The organism is Marinobacter sp. 1_MG-2023 (genome assembly GCF_030549045.1).
In the GTDB taxonomy this organism is placed as follows: Bacteria; Pseudomonadota; Gammaproteobacteria; order Pseudomonadales; family Oleiphilaceae; genus Marinobacter.
On the sequence record NZ_JAUOST010000002.1, the window covers coordinates 252,051 to 266,914 of the forward strand.

A 14,864-nucleotide genomic window follows, 5' to 3' on the forward strand; every position below is an offset into this window, starting at 1 on the left:
CATGTGCAGAATCTGGTTTAACGCTCGCTCAAAGCATTGGCTTTGGCGCGCAGTAAAGGCTTTAGCAGGTACGATAAAATGCTTTTCTTCCCGGTCATGATGTCGAGTTGAGCTGTCATCCCGGGAATAACGGAAAATTTCTGCGCCGAATCTGTGTCATTGGTAACAGCACGCACCAGATAAAAGGTGTTATCGCGCTCATCGGTAATGGTGTCGGCACTGATGTGCTGGAGCGTTGCGGAAATGCCACCATAAACGGAGAAATCATAGGCATGGAGCTTTATGGTGGCTGGCAGCCCGGGGCGCAGGAAGGCAATGTCTTTGGGTGCTATTTTGGCTTCGACAAGCAGGCGATCGTCACTGGGCACAATTTCAACAACTGCATTCCCGGGCTGAACAACCCCACCAATAGTATTCAGGAGTACCCGCTGAACTGTGCCGTTCACGGGAGAACGAATTTCAGAGAGCCTTACCTTATCCGCCAGACCCGCAACACTCCTCTCCAGACTGTTCAATTGGGAACTGGCATCACTAAGTTCCGCGCGCCACTGGTTACGCGCAGTAGACTCAATCTCTAGTAGTCGGGAGTCCGCTTCCTTGATGCTGGCCTTGACCTGCCTGACACGAGCCGCCGCCTGAAGCTGCTCACCGTCTGCGGCGGCCTGGTCTCGTTGCAAGCGCAGAACTTCTATTTCGGAAACAGCACCAGAGCCTAACAAGGGCCGAGTGGCCTGCAACTCCCGCGTCGACATGCGGTAAGACTTCTCTGCCGCAGACAACCGCGCCTGAACTTCTCCCAGCTCTTGCTGCCGCTGGGCGCGCTGTTCCCGCGCGACAGAGAGCCGATCGCTCAGCTCTTTCAGACTGGCCTGGTAATAACCCTGCTCCTGGCGCAGAACCTGCTGTTGCTCGGCGGTTACAGCTTCGCTGAAGTTTAGTTGAAGTGGTTCGTTGTTGATCTGCGCCCGCAACCGCTCAACTTTCGCCGCCAATGCAAACGCCCGCACACTGCCTTCCTGAAAGCTGGCAACAAAGCGGGTGGGATCTATGCGCACCAGAAGGTCGCCCTGCTTCACCGTTGCGCCTTCCTCAACGAAAAGTTCGTCGATAACACCGCCATCCGCAGACTGTATGATTTGCAGTTGCCGCGACGGTATCACCTTGCCTTCCCCCCGGGTTACTTCATCTATGGGAGCAACCGCAGCCCAGATGATCAACCCGATGCAGGTCAGCGCAATACCATATAGAAGGCTACGGGCACGGAGGGTGCTCTGCTGCTCCATTGCCTGGTCTGCATCGTCGGGCCATTGCCTTGAGTTGTTGCGAAACGCTGAGAAAAACGGCCGGAACAGGCGATCAATGAAGCCTCTGCCCCGGGCGCCTACCGCATCAGCCAACTGCAAACGTTCAAATGCTTGTTGTTCAACGTGCTTCTGAGCCGTTTTTTCTACAACGTCGGGCTTGTCTTTCATCTCGCCCCCCGCTGAATACTTCCTTGCTGAAGCGCCTGAAGCACGCTCTGTTTCGGGCCGTCGGCAACGACTTTGCCAGCATCCATAACAATCAGTCGATCAACCAGGTCCAGCAAGCCGGTGCGATGAGTTATCAGCAGCAACGTTTTGCCCTGGCCAAGCTGGCTCAGGCCTTTGCTTACATGGTTCTCCAACATGCTATCCATGGCACTGGTGGGCTCATCAAGCAACAAAATGCTGCTATCGGCCATAACAGCGCGGGCCACCGCAATAGTCTGACGCTGCCCACCCGACAGACGATTACCCCCTTCTCCGACGGGCATCGATAAACCATCGGCGTGATCACCCACCAAACCTTTCAGGCCGGAAATATTGATCGCCTGCATCAGACGTTCGTTGCTTGGGTGCTCTATGCCCAGCGTAATGTTGTCGTAGACAGTGCCACTGAGTAACTGAACGTCTTGAGGGATGTAACCGATATTGCGGCGTAGCTCTGTCGGATCTATCTGCCCGATATTCACGCCATCAACCAGGAGGCTGCCCGAGGTTGGCCGATACAAACCCAGAATGAGTTTTTCCAGTGTGCTCTTGCCGGAACCCACACGGCCAAGAATCCCCACTCGCTCGCCCGCCCGGATATGCAGTGAAACTTCAGACAAAGCGTCACGATCTTCATCCGGATACTGAAAAGAGACGTTGCGAAGTTCTATTTCACCGCGCAGCTTGCCCCGACTGATTAGATGTTTTCCGGGATCTCGGTCCTGCTCAGCGTCCATGATCTGCTCAACAGATGTCAGAGCGGTGGCCGCCTGGTAATACTGAGTCAAGAGCGAGGCTGTTTGCGAAACAGGCGCCATGGCACGGGACGACAACATATAAGCTGCGATGAGCCCGCCCTGGCTCAAATCACCACTTATCACCAGGTAAACACCGGTGATAATCATTACTACCGAGACAACCTGTTGTACCCAGGACGCACCCGCACCAACTGACATACCGAGCATGCGCTGCTTCCCCGAGCAGCCAGACAAAAACCGGGTAGACTGCTCCCAGGCACTTTGCATGCGGCTTGTGGCATTGAAGCTCTTGAGCGTGGGCGCAGCAACCAGGCTTTCAATTAAGCCCGAATTACGCTGGGCGCTGGCCTGGCTCATGGTTTCTGAAAGCTGGTGCATGGTCGCCTGTACCGAAAGGGCGTAAAAAATAATCAGCGTTGCGCCAATCACCACGGGAACCATCATCACTGGCGAAATCAGGGCAATGATGATCACAAAAAGCAGAAAGAACGGAAGGTCAACAAGCGCAGTAACGGTCATCGAGCCGATAAACGAGCGCACGGATTCAAACGACTGTACATTGGCTGCAAACGAGCCTACTGAAGGCGGCGCATGCTCAAGCCGGGCGCCCAGAATCCTCTCCATGATCCGGGCCGACACCTTAATATCAGCCCTGCTCGCAGCCAACTCCACAAACCAGCTGCGCAGCAACCGCAAAGCCAAGTCGGCACATATAATGAAAAGCGCACCCAGAGCGAGAACCCAGAGTGTATCCGTCGCGTGATTGGGAACCACTCGGTCATAGACGTTCATGACGAACAGCGGCATTGTCAGGGCGAACAGATTAATAAAAAAAGCCGCGATCAGGATATCTCGATACACCGGCCGGTTTGCCTTGATGACACTCCAGAACCAATGACCCTTATCTGTAGCAGCGGAGCCTGCACCTGTCTTATTCGAATCCAGGCGAAAATCCGGGCGACAGTACAGGGCGATCCCCGTATAGCTGTCTTTGAAGCTGTCCAGTTCCAGCTCCTGGGGTTGCATACCGAGTTCCGGCAACAGTACCTGAACTTTCTGCTTCTGGACGTCAATGCTTGTTAGCAGGCAAGCGCGGTTACCCTCCAACAAGACGACGCAGGGGAACAGCAGACGGTTAAGGCGACTCAAGGGCTGCCGTACCAGTGTCACCTTCATATCTACCCGCTCCGCGGCGCGGGCAAATACAGAAGGCGACAGGCGTCCGTCCACTAATGGCAAACCTGAAACCAGCGCATCGTGGCTGGTCGCAGTGCCATTTTCAGCGGCCAGCCATAGCAGGCAAGCGCCTAAGGGGTCATCGGTCAGATCCATGACAGCCTTTCATGCCTATTTACGGGCATGAGTAACACGCACCTCAACACGGCGGTTCAATGCCCGGCCTTCGGCTGTGTCGTTGCTTGCATTGGGTTGATACGCACCTACGCCGGAGACCAGCATAACGGTATCCGTAACACCGCTATCAACAAGAGCATCCCGCACTGCTATTGCTCGGGCCAGAGATAGCTCACGATTCAGTGCATCAGTGCCGGTGCTGTCGGTATGACCCACAATATTGATGGACTTCGCCGTTCCACGCTCCAGCAAACGCCGGGCAAACTGCTGCAGGCGAGCCATTGCCTCGGGTTTGAATTCGGCACTGCCGATGTCGAACAGCGTATCGCTGCCCAGATTCAAGACCTCTTCGGTATCTGCCGTTTGCAGGTAGCGATCGAAGCTTACGGCGCCATCATCGGGCAGCGTGCAGTAACGACTGGAGCCAGGGTTAACCGACTGATTGATGTCACCAAGATCTGGAAGCTCTTCACTACCAACGGCAAGGGTGTCCAGCAGCCGCCCCATACTGTGAAGTGTTTGCAGGCGGTTGATTTCCAGGTCGTATGTCCCGTTGATATAAGCACGCTCCGCCTGGAAAAACTCGTTTTCGGAGTCGAGTACATCCAGCAACGAACGACGCCCGATATCGAACTGCTCGCGATAGGCGGCAAGCACTCCCCCTGCTTCTTCGCGGTGATTCGCTAAAGAGGCAAGTTTTACCTGAAGGTTAAGTACATCGCTGTGTGCAATGGTTGCAGTCTGGCGCAAATCGACGCAGGTTTTGTCCCGCATACTTTCAGCCTGGCTGATCCGGCGATTTGCTGCGCGCTCGGCCGCGCGGTCACTGCCACCGCGATACAAATTATAACGCGCACGCAGCTCGATCACTGTTTCATCGCCATAGGAGTGCGGGTCTGATCGCGTATCGAAGCTATTGTTATTTTTATAGGTACCGTGGCGAGCGCCCAGTTCTAGCGTTGGGTAGCGGCCAGACTTGGCTTCACCGTAAGAGGCCTCGGAAGCCTGAATCTCCTCAAACGCTGCAAACAAGGCCGGGTTATTGGCATAGACCGTCTTTAGAACCTGCCATAACCCTTCAGGCACAGCCTGCGCTTCTACTTCGAAAGGGGTTAGATTCTCGGCGGGGAAGCGACCAACCAAACGCTGAAAACGAGCAGTAACACTCTGCAGGTTTGCCACCTCAGTCATTAAATTAGAGCGTGCGAGAGATAAACGCCCATCAATTTGCTGCAGGTCGGCCCGATTGCTAATACCTCGACCGACACGATCGCTCACATGGCGTTGCACCCGCTGATGGTTTGCAACGTTTTGCTGTGCGAGTGCCACCAGCTCGCGGTGGCGGAGAACGCTCAGATAAACCTCACTGGCCTCGAGCGCCTTGGTTTCTGCCTCATCCAGCAGTTCGTAATAGCGCGCACGACTACTATGCTCGGCTCTCGCGACGGCGTTACGCACTCGAAATCCGTCGAACAGCATTTGTGTGAGCGACACTTCTGCATAATTGCGGTTGTAGCTGCCACGGTCATCGTAGTCACGGGCGCCAATACCACCGGACGCACTTACATCAATAGATGGCAAGTATCCGCCGAAAGCTTCACGCTGGTCATAAGTCGAGGCCTGGAACGCATGCAACCGAATCTGCAATTCCGGGTTAGTGTCCAGTGTTTCCTGAACAACACTTAACAAGTCGTCGTGTGGCTTCTCTGCAGCTGAAATAAATGCTGTAAAGCTCAAAGAATACGCAAGGGCAAGTTTGGCGGCAAAGGGTGTTCTGGCCATAAAATCCTCTAAGCAATCCGTTCGAGCTTTTGGCTAAGCAACGGATAAGGTCGTTAGGCTGGTGATTTAGATAAAAGGCCCGCACTCATCAAGTTATGAAGTACCATCAAAGGCATGGAACAGCCTGAAATTGATAGCGTTTCATACAGAGCGACGAACGCAGAGAGACGTAATTAACTGACCGTAACACTGCTTTCATCGCGAACATTTGCCTACGCGAAAAAAGTTGTGTTCGAGGGAAATATCTTTGGCCCGATATCACAAGGCCACTTTAGAGGGATTAGTAAATTCGGCTAAACTTCGCCGTTAAATTGTTTTGCAACAAACACCCTGCATGCTGTGCTGTTAAAATTCTTGCAAGGTTCGACCTATAAACGCGACGCCGAAAAACGCGAAAGGGCAAACATGGGTGCTTTGAGACACACACGGATCCTGATTGTCGAGGATGAAGAAGCAGATCGCATGCTGCTTTCGGCATATCTCCAGCGTCAGGGTTGCCAGTTGTTTTATGCTTGTGATGGCCTTGAGGGCATCGAACAGGCACGCGCAAGACAACCTGACATCATCCTGATGGACTCTGAGATGCCTCGCTGCAATGGCCGGGACGCCTGCAAAATCATCACTCAGGATCCTAGGACCCGGGATATCCCGGTAGTGTTTATTTCCTGCATGACCGCAGCCGAGCAGCGAGTTCGAGGTCTACTCGCCGGTGCTGTTGATTACATCAACAAGCCCTTTGATTTCAATGAAGTAAAGTTGAGACTGGTCATTCATTTGCGCAACCGCGCACCCTCGGCGAATAATAAAGAAGCGCAAAAAACAGATGCACCACCAACAAACAATCTGCATTCGATCCTGTTCCACTCAGCGCGCACCCACCTTCTCAGGTCACTGTCGTCGACTCTATCGATGAATGAACTGGAAACACTGACAGGAACGAACAGCAAGAAACTGAATATGGCGTTCAAGGTTTGTGCCGGGGCAACCGTATACGAATACCTCAGAGAAGAGCGGATGAAGGAAGCCAGGATTCTTCTTCAAGAAACCCGGCTCCCGGTGCAAGATATAGCGCACCAGGTGGGTTTTAAAGACAGCGCCAACTTTTCCACCGCGTTCAAAGAGCGATTCAAATCGTCGCCCAGAGAGTTTCGCCAACAGCATAACTAACCTTAGAGGCTCTTTTGATTCACAGCTTGTGGAAACCCGTTCTTTTAGTCGCCATCGCAACATTGTGTTTTGGCATTACCCCACACACGTTGGCCGATACCAGCGTAGTTCAAGGCACTCCTATAGATCTTGCCACAGCGCCGGACAATCATGAGCTCACAGGCGCGATGACAACCATTTCTGGAAGCAGAAATGTCCAGAACTATCATGATGCCCTGAACTCCACCGACTGGGCTCACCCCGGTGAAGATACCTTCAACGCACCACGACAGCACACGACCACTTGGTTAAACGCCACCCTACACAACAGCAGCGGCCAGGCTTTAACACGCTGGTTGGTACTGGAACCCTGGAGAATGACGCGGGTAGATGCGTTCTTTCTCTCCCCGACCAGCAAGGCACTCCTCTGGCAGAAAACCACAGGTTTAGCCCAGCCCTTGCAGGATCGCACCATAAGCAATGGAAAAAGCGTTATTCCGGTGAAGCTCAATGCAGGGGAAACCCAGCAACTTCTCCTGAAAATTGATAGTGACAGCCTCCCCTTTGTCAGTGTGAAAAGTTGGGAACCAGCCTCATACGCTCAAAGCATCCATGAAAAGCGGGTATTTCAGATCGTTCTTTTTGCATGCATCGTAATGCTGCTGACCGTTCTGACACTCAAATTCAACGCCGGCTTATTCATCACTGGCCTATGGCTATTGATTGCGTTCATATTTGAAACAGAAAAGGATGGTTTTTTCAGCTTATACCTGCTGCCTGTCCTTGAGAATTACTCAACCAATCTCAGAGTTTCCGCATGGGTGTTTACGGAACAGCTGTTCCTGACAACGTCTGTGTTCTTGCTGGGGCTTCACCAGCATCGATTCTGGCGCCGGTTCCTGGCCCTGACGGCCATATCTGCCGTCGTTACAGCGTGTCTCACCTTTGTTCTGGATGGGGTGAGTATCCGCAGCTGGGGAATTCTGATCACGGGCCTGTATGCCTTAAGCTGGCCATTCATGATCCCCCCCACCCTTCAAGCCAAGCGTCCCGGACAGACCCCGATACTGCTCCTGCTCTTCGCATACTGGGTTACGTCTTCATTCTTGTTGCTCGGCTACACATTCAATTTCTATTACACCTCTGCCTTCGCAGGCGTACGAATTTACGTCGAGATCTTTATCGTTCTGGCATTGATACTCACATACAACTGGCAGCAGAAACGTCAACTGGAAATAGCTGCAACCGCGCTCAGGGTAAAAGAATCAGAAAGCCGTGAACTTCTGGAAAAAGCCGTCGAAAACCGGACAAAAGAACTGAACCATGCCCTAGAGACAGCAAAAAAAGCCAACACAGCCAAAGTGAACTTTTTGGGACAGATCACTCATGATTTGCGATCTCCGCTAACAGCCATCCTGGGCTACGCGCAACTGCAGGCGGTTGACGCAGTGAGCCGCCAGAAAGCAAATCAGGTTATCCAGGACCGAGCACTGTACATGAAGGATCTGGTAGATGGCTTGATGGACTATGCGCGGGACATCACAGCGTATAACGATGAGCTACGGGACGTTTACCTGATTGCTTTTATCGACAATCTCGTCAATCAAGCCCACATTATCGCCGGCAAGCAAAATAACGATTTTCAATTCAATATCGAAACGGAATTGCCAACAGTCATCCAGTGCAACAGCACCCAGCTGCAGCGTGTTTTGCTCAATCTGCTGGACAATGCCGCGAAATACACTGATAACGGAAAAATCACCTTATCCATTGCATTCGACAACAATCAGGACGGTGAGCCATCGCTTGTTTTCCGTGTCACTGACACTGGCCGTGGCATAACCCCCCATCAGCTTGAAAAAATCTATACACCTTTTTATCAAAGCTCCAAAAGTAATCCCGGCGCTGGTCTGGGCCTGGCCATCTGCTTCGAACTGACCAAAAAGCTGGGGGGCAAACTTCATCTTGATAGTGAACCGGGCAAAGGAACGACTGCGACATGCACCATTCCCTACATTGCCGGAAACGAGCAGCTTGTGAGCCCCGCACTTCCGGTGATGCATGATTTTCTGCCTGTTTTTGACGCCCAGGGCAAAATAGCCTGGGTGGTAGAGGATTCATTACAGATTCGCGACCTATTAGACGACGAACTCACCAACATGGGATTTCGGGTAGAGCTTTTCACTACAGCAGAAATGTTTATGGAAGCTGTGACGCCTGGCGGCAATGTGCCCGATATTATCATTACCGACTATCACTTACCGGGTGCTTCAGGTGCCGAAGTTCTGAACGCTGCACGATCCTGCTGGCCTGGTGTGTCGGTGATTCTGCTCTCGGGCAAACAGGAACTGAGTTCAGAGCCCATGGAAAATACTTCAGAAACGTTCAACGCATACTTATCGAAACCCGTCGACCTGCGGGAGATGCGCCTGACGCTTGCGGAACTTTGCAATCTTACCTCGTATAACCCAGACCAGTTTGGTGAGATCATCACCAGGTAACACGCATACAATGGTCTGTGTTGCATAATACGCTTGGGACCCGATCCTCCGTGATTTGCATTCTGATACGCGCAAAAAAGGAACGCCCTGCCGATGCCCTACCCCATCGAACAAAAGCTCGTTATTGCGGTTGCATCCAGCGCCTTGTTTGATCTTTCCGGATCGGACCAGGTCTTCCGGGAACAGGGTGAAAAAGCCTATCGGAAATATCAGGAGGCGCATCTGGAAGAACCCTTGCGCAAGGGCGTCGCCTTTCCTTTCGTAAAGCGTTTTCTCAGTGTGAATCAGAAGTTTCCGGAGCAATGCCCCGTAGAAGTGGTTTTACTGTCACGAAACTCGGTGATTACCGGTAAGCGGGTTTTCCACTCGATTCATCATCACGGGCTGGACATTACCCGAGCGGCATTTCTGGAGGGCAAGTCGCCCTATGCGTATATTCCTGCGTTCAATGCTTCGCTGTTTCTTTCTGCTAATGCCAAGGATGTGTCACAGGCCATCGATTACGGCCACCCGGCGGGCACGGTACTGCCGAGTCACGTAGTCGATGATGAGGGCGATGCAGAACTGCGGATTGCTTTCGACTTTGACGGAGTGATAGCAGATGATGCCTCAGAGCGGGTATTCAAGGCAGGCTCCCTGGAAGACTTTCAGGAACACGAGTCCTCCCGATCACAAATCCCCCACAGCCCTGGCCCTCTGGCGGATTTATTCCGCAAGCTTTCACATCTGCAAAAACTGGAGGACCGCGCAGTACTGGATGATCCGGATTACCGGCGGGTATTAAGAATCGCCATAGTGACGGCCCGCAATGCGCCTTCCCATGAACGGGTGATTACAACTCTGGAGCACTGGGGCGTGGATGCCAACGAGGTTTTCTTCCTGGGTGGGATGAAAAAAGACCGGATCCTGAACGTGCTCAAACCCCACATGTTTTTTGATGACCAACGCTCCCACCTGGAGTCTGATGCTGGGGACATTTCAATGGTGCATATCCCGTTTGGGGTGGCGAATCTGGGAGAATAATCAAGAAAAATCCTACCCTGCCTCCACTTCAGGGCCTGCTGCGGCCCAGCGCGAACTGCGCTGCGATAACACCGCCTGCGCCACACCCGAGACGATAATCAACGCACTCCCGGACAACTGCAACGTATTCAGGCTTTGATCAAACAGAAACCATGCCAGCGCGACTACGGTAATAGGCTCCAGATAAGCCAGGGTACCAAAGGTAGCGGCCGGGAGCGCTCTTAACGCGACCACTGCCAACATTATAGCCAGGAACCCCGGAACGATACCCGCTGCAATCAACCAGCCCCACTGCACAGCGCCGATGCTCTCACTCTGCTGAAGCATAAAAGGCAACACGCACATGGCCCCCACAAGCATCTGAAAGCCACTGCGAGTCAGCACATGCACCCGTTCATGGATTAGTCGGTTGGTCAGAATAAAGGCCGCATAGCACAACATGGCACACAGTGCGTAAAAGAGACCGATCGATTCCTGCTTTCGCCCTGTAAGGTTAAAGTTGAACTCCATCATCATGGCAAAGCCAAACAGCGCCACTCCGATCAGCGCCGCACTTGGCCCTGATAGCCGCTCACCCATAAAAAAGTGGGCAACGGCGGACGCGGTTACCGGTGCCAGATACAACAACATGACCGCATTGGCCATGCTCGTATAGTTCAACGCCATTACATAAAAGACGACAAAGCATGCGAGGAACGCGCCCGTTACCAAAACCTTGAAACCCGGCCAGGTAAATATTTTATCTTTCTGGCCTGTAAACAACAGGAAGCAACCCATTAAAACGGCGCCAATAAACAGGCGGTAAAAGGTAACCGTTTCAGCGCTGACATCGGCGTAAACAGAAATTGCGCCAATGGTACCCATGAAAACAGCAGAGAGAACTGCCGCCAGTATGTGCGAGTTCATTCGTTTAACTTTCCTTTAAGGTCTGGACGAACCAAGTTCTGGTGGCGGGAGGGTACCAGTGGTGGGAGCAAGAGGTAATACGTGTTATCCAGAGAAAATCTGAACCGGTCGCTGCCAAAAGGAAATCTCACAAAACGGATTACAAATCAAAATCATTCGCATATCATGCTCCCTGCTTTTCTCTGTGCCCTCCGGGCCAGGTTACTGAAATTTACCAGGAGCTGATTATGCGTTTGAGCCTTTTTTCGATATTCCGAACGATTTCGTTCTTTAGCCTTTTGTTGATTGGCGCGATCGCACCAGCGTATGCAAACGCCCTGTTAACGATTGAACATGCAAAGGGTGAAACTCAGATACCCAAGCTACCAAAGACCGTCGCCGTGCTTGATTGGTCAACCCTGGACACCATGGCTGCGCTGGGGGTTGAAGCCCAGGGCATTCCCCGCTCCAACATCATGCCGCCCATGCTCGACCAATACGACGATGCCCGCTTTGTTCAGATTGGCAGCCTGTTTGAGCCAGACTACGAGGCATTGCAAAACCTCAAACCTGACTTGATCATTCTGGGCCGGCGCGCCAGTAGTCAATATGAAAAGGTTGCTGAATATGGCCCGACTCTCGACCTGACTCCCGATCCAAAAGACATGCTGGGAAGTGTCGTGCGCAACACAGAAATCCTTGGGCAAATTTTCGACCGGGAGGAGCAAGCTGCTGAACTGACCGCCAAACTGAAAGCCTCTGTGAAACAATTGCAAACGCTTGCGGCCAAACAGGGCTCCGGGCTGACGTTGTTGACCTCGGGCGGAAAAATGCGTGCGTTTGGCATTGGCACTCGCTTTGGCATGATCCACGATGTATTCGGGGTAACGCCGGCCGTTGCAGATCTGAAAGTCGGCCGTCATGGACAGGCGGTTTCCTACGAGTTTCTGCTGGAGGCAAACCCTGACTGGTTGTTCGTGATGGACAGGGACGCAGCGATTGGCCGTGAAGGTGTTGCCGCAAAACAAATGATGGATAACGAGCTGGTTCAGGCCACAGAAGCCGGTGCAAAAGGTCAGATCGTTTACCTGGAGCCGGTCAGTTGGTATTTACTGGATAACAGCGGTTTGAGAGTGCTACAGAGCAACGTCGATCGCCTGCTGGAAGTGTTCTCTAACTAAGCACCCACCGTATGAACACAACCTCCACCCGACTCTCCACCACATCATGGCTGGTGGGGCTGGCGCTACTCGTGTTCGCGCTGGCCATTGTCAGCCTGAATGTGGGTGCCAGCCGCATGAACCTGCTGCACCTGTTCACTCAGCCGGATGATCGGATCACCCAGCTGCTGTTCGTCAGCCGCTGGCCGCGAACCCTGGCCCTGGTACTGGCGGGAGCCTCTCTGGCTGTCGCTGGTCTGCTTTTGCAAATGATGGCACGCAACCGCCTGGTAGATCCCTCTATGATGGGGACGGCGGATGCTGCTGCGCTCGGAGTATTGTTCTGTGCCATAGCAGCACCCGGTATGGCCCTGTGGCTGAAGTTTGGCGTGGCGACCCTTTGTGCTGCTGGCGGAACCCTGCTGTTTCTGGCCGTACTCGAACGTATCCCGTTGCGGTCGGCTTTGATTGTGCCCCTGGTCGGGCTGGTTCTGGCAGGCGTAATTCATGCAGGCAGTAGTTTGCTGGCGTACCAGTTTGAGCTGGCGCAGGCCCTGCGCTCCTGGAACAGCGGCGACTTCTCGGCGATTCTGCGCGGGCGCTATGAATTGCTTTGGGTTGCTGCGGGCATTACCGTCCTTGCGATGCTGTTGGCGGATCGCTTTACCGTGATCGGTATGGGCAAAGACTTCGCCACCAATGTAGGCGTTAACTATCGGTGGTTGATTGCCCTGGGGGTTTTACTGGTCTCCATGGTGGTGGCCAGTGTGGTGGTCATCGCCGGCGCCTTGCCTTTTATAGGCTTAATTGTTCCTAACCTGATTCGCCGAATTACCGGTGATCATTTGCGCCACGCCATTCCTCTGGTGGCTCTGGGTGGTGCTGTATTAATGCTCGTGGCAGATCTGCTGGCTCGCGTACTGATTCACCCCTACGAAATACCCTCCGCTAATATTCTGGCCATCTCCGGCTGCCTGGTGTTCCTGGTCATTCTGATACGGGGGCGCAAACAATGGGCCTGAACCTGCGCGCCAAATTGCTGCTGAGCCTTACCACCGTACTGGCCGTGCTGAGCATTGTGGGCTTTATGACCCTGAATGTTCAAAGTGACTGGGGCTTTATCGTCCAGCACCGTGGCAGCCGGTTGCTGGGCATGTTGCTGGTTGCTATCACCATGGGCCTGGCAACAGTCGTGTTTCAGACCATTACTCATAACCGCATTTTAACGCCATCTCTGATGGGCTTTGATGTGTTGTATGTGCTGGTGCATTCACTGGCTTTATTGGTGTGGGGTGTGGGGCAGAATACTGGCTGGCCAGTGGAGTTGCGCTTCATTGTCGAAGTTGCGGTGATGGTAAGCATTGCTCTGGTGATCTTTCGCCTGTTATTCACCGATTCGGTCCGTGGACTGCATGTGCTCATTTTACTGGGCATGGTCACTGGCTTGTTATTCCGGGAGCTGGCGGAACTGGCCCAGAGAGTTTTTGACCCCAGCGAGTTTTCCATTCAGCAAGGCAGTGGTATTGCCAACTTTAATCGCATCAACGTGCAATTGTTATGGGTCGGCTTGATCGGTGTTGGCTTGTGTAGCGCACTGCTGTTTCGGTTTCGCCATCAGCTTGATGTACTAATTCTGGGGCGTGACGTGGCGATCAATCTGGGCATCCCTTACACAAAAACCATCACCCTCCTGATGCTGGCTATCTGTGTGCTTGTCTCCATCAGCACCGCGCTGGTCGGCCCCATGCTGTTTTTTGGTTTGTTGGTGGCCAATCTCGCCTATTGGATAACCGGCAGCCACCAACATCGCTGGACCCTGCCTACGAGTGTATTGGCAGGAATAGTCTGTCTGGTCGGCGGGCAGCTTGTATTCGAGCACCTACTGAATTCGGGACTGCCTTTGGCCATGATCATTGAATTGTGCGGTGGCGTGCTTTTTATTGTTTTGTTGTTGCGAGGAGTCAAACAATGATTGAAGCCCGTGGGCTGAGCAAAAAGTACCAGGATACCCTGGTGGTCGAAGATGTCAGCCTGCAAATCCCCAAAGGTGGGCTAACCTCGATTATCGGCCCCAACGGTGCCGGTAAATCCACCTTGTTGTCGATGATTAGCCGCCTGACACCCATGAGCGTCGGCACGGTGGAAATTGACGGGTTGGACGTAACACGCACATCTGGGCCGGAATTGGCCAGGCGCCTGTCAATCTTGCGCCAGCACAATGAGTCCAGCCTGCGCCTGACCGTTCGGGATCTGGTTGCCTTTGGCCGCTTCCCCCATTCTGGCGGGCGTTTGACCACGGAAGACCAAAAGCATATTGACGAAGCCATCCAGTATCTCGAACTGGAAGAATACCAGCAACGCCATCTGGACGAACTTTCAGGTGGCCAACGCCAGCGGGCTTACGTGGCCATGGTGATGTGCCAGGACACGGAATACGTGCTGCTGGACGAACCCCTGAACAACATAGATATGCGCCACGCTGTTGGCATGATGCAACTGTTGCGCCGCGCTGCGGATGAAAAAGGTAAAACCGTAGTCGTCGTACTGCACGACATCAACTTCGCCTCCTGCTATTCCGACCATATTATTGCCATGCGTCGCGGCCAACTGGCCTACCAGGGCACGCCGGAACAAATTATCCGGAACGAGGTTCTGACCGATCTTTACGATATCCCCACGAGTGTCCACGAACTGAACGGACAAAGGATCTGCACGTATTTCCGCTAATCGCTCTATTTTTATGGC

Annotated in this window: 11 protein-coding genes; 7 read left to right on the forward strand and 4 right to left on the reverse strand. The window is 53.2% G+C overall.

All coding sequences use genetic code 11. The annotated features are described in order from the left end of the window. Nucleotides 1-17: 17 nt before the first annotated feature. The 3 genes from Q4606_RS07325 to Q4606_RS07335 are packed head-to-tail and all read right to left on the reverse strand — an operon-like array spanning nucleotide 18 to nucleotide 5,404. Nucleotides 18-1,472 (reverse strand): HlyD family type I secretion periplasmic adaptor subunit, encoded by a 1,455-nt coding sequence (locus Q4606_RS07325; RefSeq protein ID WP_303607124.1) that lies wholly within the window; start codon nucleotides 1,470-1,472, stop codon nucleotides 18-20. Next, a complete protein-coding gene (locus Q4606_RS07330; RefSeq protein WP_303607125.1) occupies nucleotides 1,469-3,601 on the reverse strand; it encodes a type I secretion system permease/ATPase in 2,133 nt (710 codons plus the stop codon). Before Q4606_RS07330 ends, Q4606_RS07325 begins: the two co-directional genes overlap by 4 nt. Before the next feature lie 15 nt (nucleotides 3,602-3,616). Then, on the reverse strand, nucleotides 3,617-5,404 hold the full coding sequence (locus Q4606_RS07335) for a TolC family outer membrane protein (protein ID WP_303607126.1): 1,788 nt from the start codon (nucleotides 5,402-5,404) through the stop codon (nucleotides 3,617-3,619). A gap of 405 nt (nucleotides 5,405-5,809) precedes the next feature. Here Q4606_RS07335 and Q4606_RS07340 point away from each other — a divergent pair, with 405 nt between their 5' ends. From Q4606_RS07340 to Q4606_RS07350, 3 genes are all read left to right on the forward strand, one after another. Then, the gene (locus tag Q4606_RS07340; RefSeq protein ID WP_303607127.1) at nucleotides 5,810-6,571 is read left to right on the forward strand and encodes a DNA-binding response regulator; all 762 of its coding nucleotides are present in this window, start codon (nucleotides 5,810-5,812) and stop codon (nucleotides 6,569-6,571) included. A 167-nt stretch (nucleotides 6,572-6,738) separates the two neighbouring features. Then, a complete protein-coding gene (locus tag Q4606_RS07345; RefSeq protein ID WP_303607128.1) occupies nucleotides 6,739-9,051 on the forward strand; it encodes an ATP-binding protein in 2,313 nt (770 codons plus the stop codon). A gap of 93 nt (nucleotides 9,052-9,144) precedes the next feature. Beyond that, nucleotides 9,145-10,074, forward strand: coding sequence for a 5'-nucleotidase (locus Q4606_RS07350; RefSeq protein WP_303607129.1), 930 nt, complete (start codon nucleotides 9,145-9,147; stop codon nucleotides 10,072-10,074). 12 nt (nucleotides 10,075-10,086) lie between these two features. On the opposite strand, the gene Q4606_RS07355 is transcribed toward Q4606_RS07350, so the two are convergent. Further along, nucleotides 10,087-10,980, reverse strand: coding sequence for a DMT family transporter (locus tag Q4606_RS07355; protein ID WP_303593459.1), 894 nt, complete (start codon nucleotides 10,978-10,980; stop codon nucleotides 10,087-10,089). 227 nt (nucleotides 10,981-11,207) lie between these two features. Here Q4606_RS07355 and Q4606_RS07360 point away from each other — a divergent pair, with 227 nt between their 5' ends. From Q4606_RS07360 to Q4606_RS07375, 4 genes are read left to right on the forward strand one after another with little or no spacing between them, the layout of a single operon-like run. Continuing rightward, entirely contained in the window at nucleotides 11,208-12,140 is a 933-nt protein-coding gene (locus Q4606_RS07360) for a siderophore ABC transporter substrate-binding protein (protein WP_303607130.1), read from the forward strand. Nucleotides 12,141-12,151: 11 nt separating this feature from the next. After that, a complete protein-coding gene (locus Q4606_RS07365) occupies nucleotides 12,152-13,141 on the forward strand; it encodes an ABC transporter permease (protein WP_303607131.1) in 990 nt (329 codons plus the stop codon). Further along, a complete protein-coding gene (locus Q4606_RS07370; RefSeq protein ID WP_303607132.1) occupies nucleotides 13,132-14,091 on the forward strand; it encodes an iron chelate uptake ABC transporter family permease subunit in 960 nt (319 codons plus the stop codon). Before Q4606_RS07365 ends, Q4606_RS07370 begins: the two co-directional genes overlap by 10 nt. Further along, nucleotides 14,088-14,846 carry an ABC transporter ATP-binding protein gene (locus Q4606_RS07375; protein WP_303607133.1) on the forward strand — a complete coding sequence of 253 codons (759 nt, stop codon included), beginning with the start codon at nucleotides 14,088-14,090 and terminating at the stop codon, nucleotides 14,844-14,846. Before Q4606_RS07370 ends, Q4606_RS07375 begins: the two co-directional genes overlap by 4 nt. Nucleotides 14,847-14,864 lie beyond the last annotated feature (18 nt).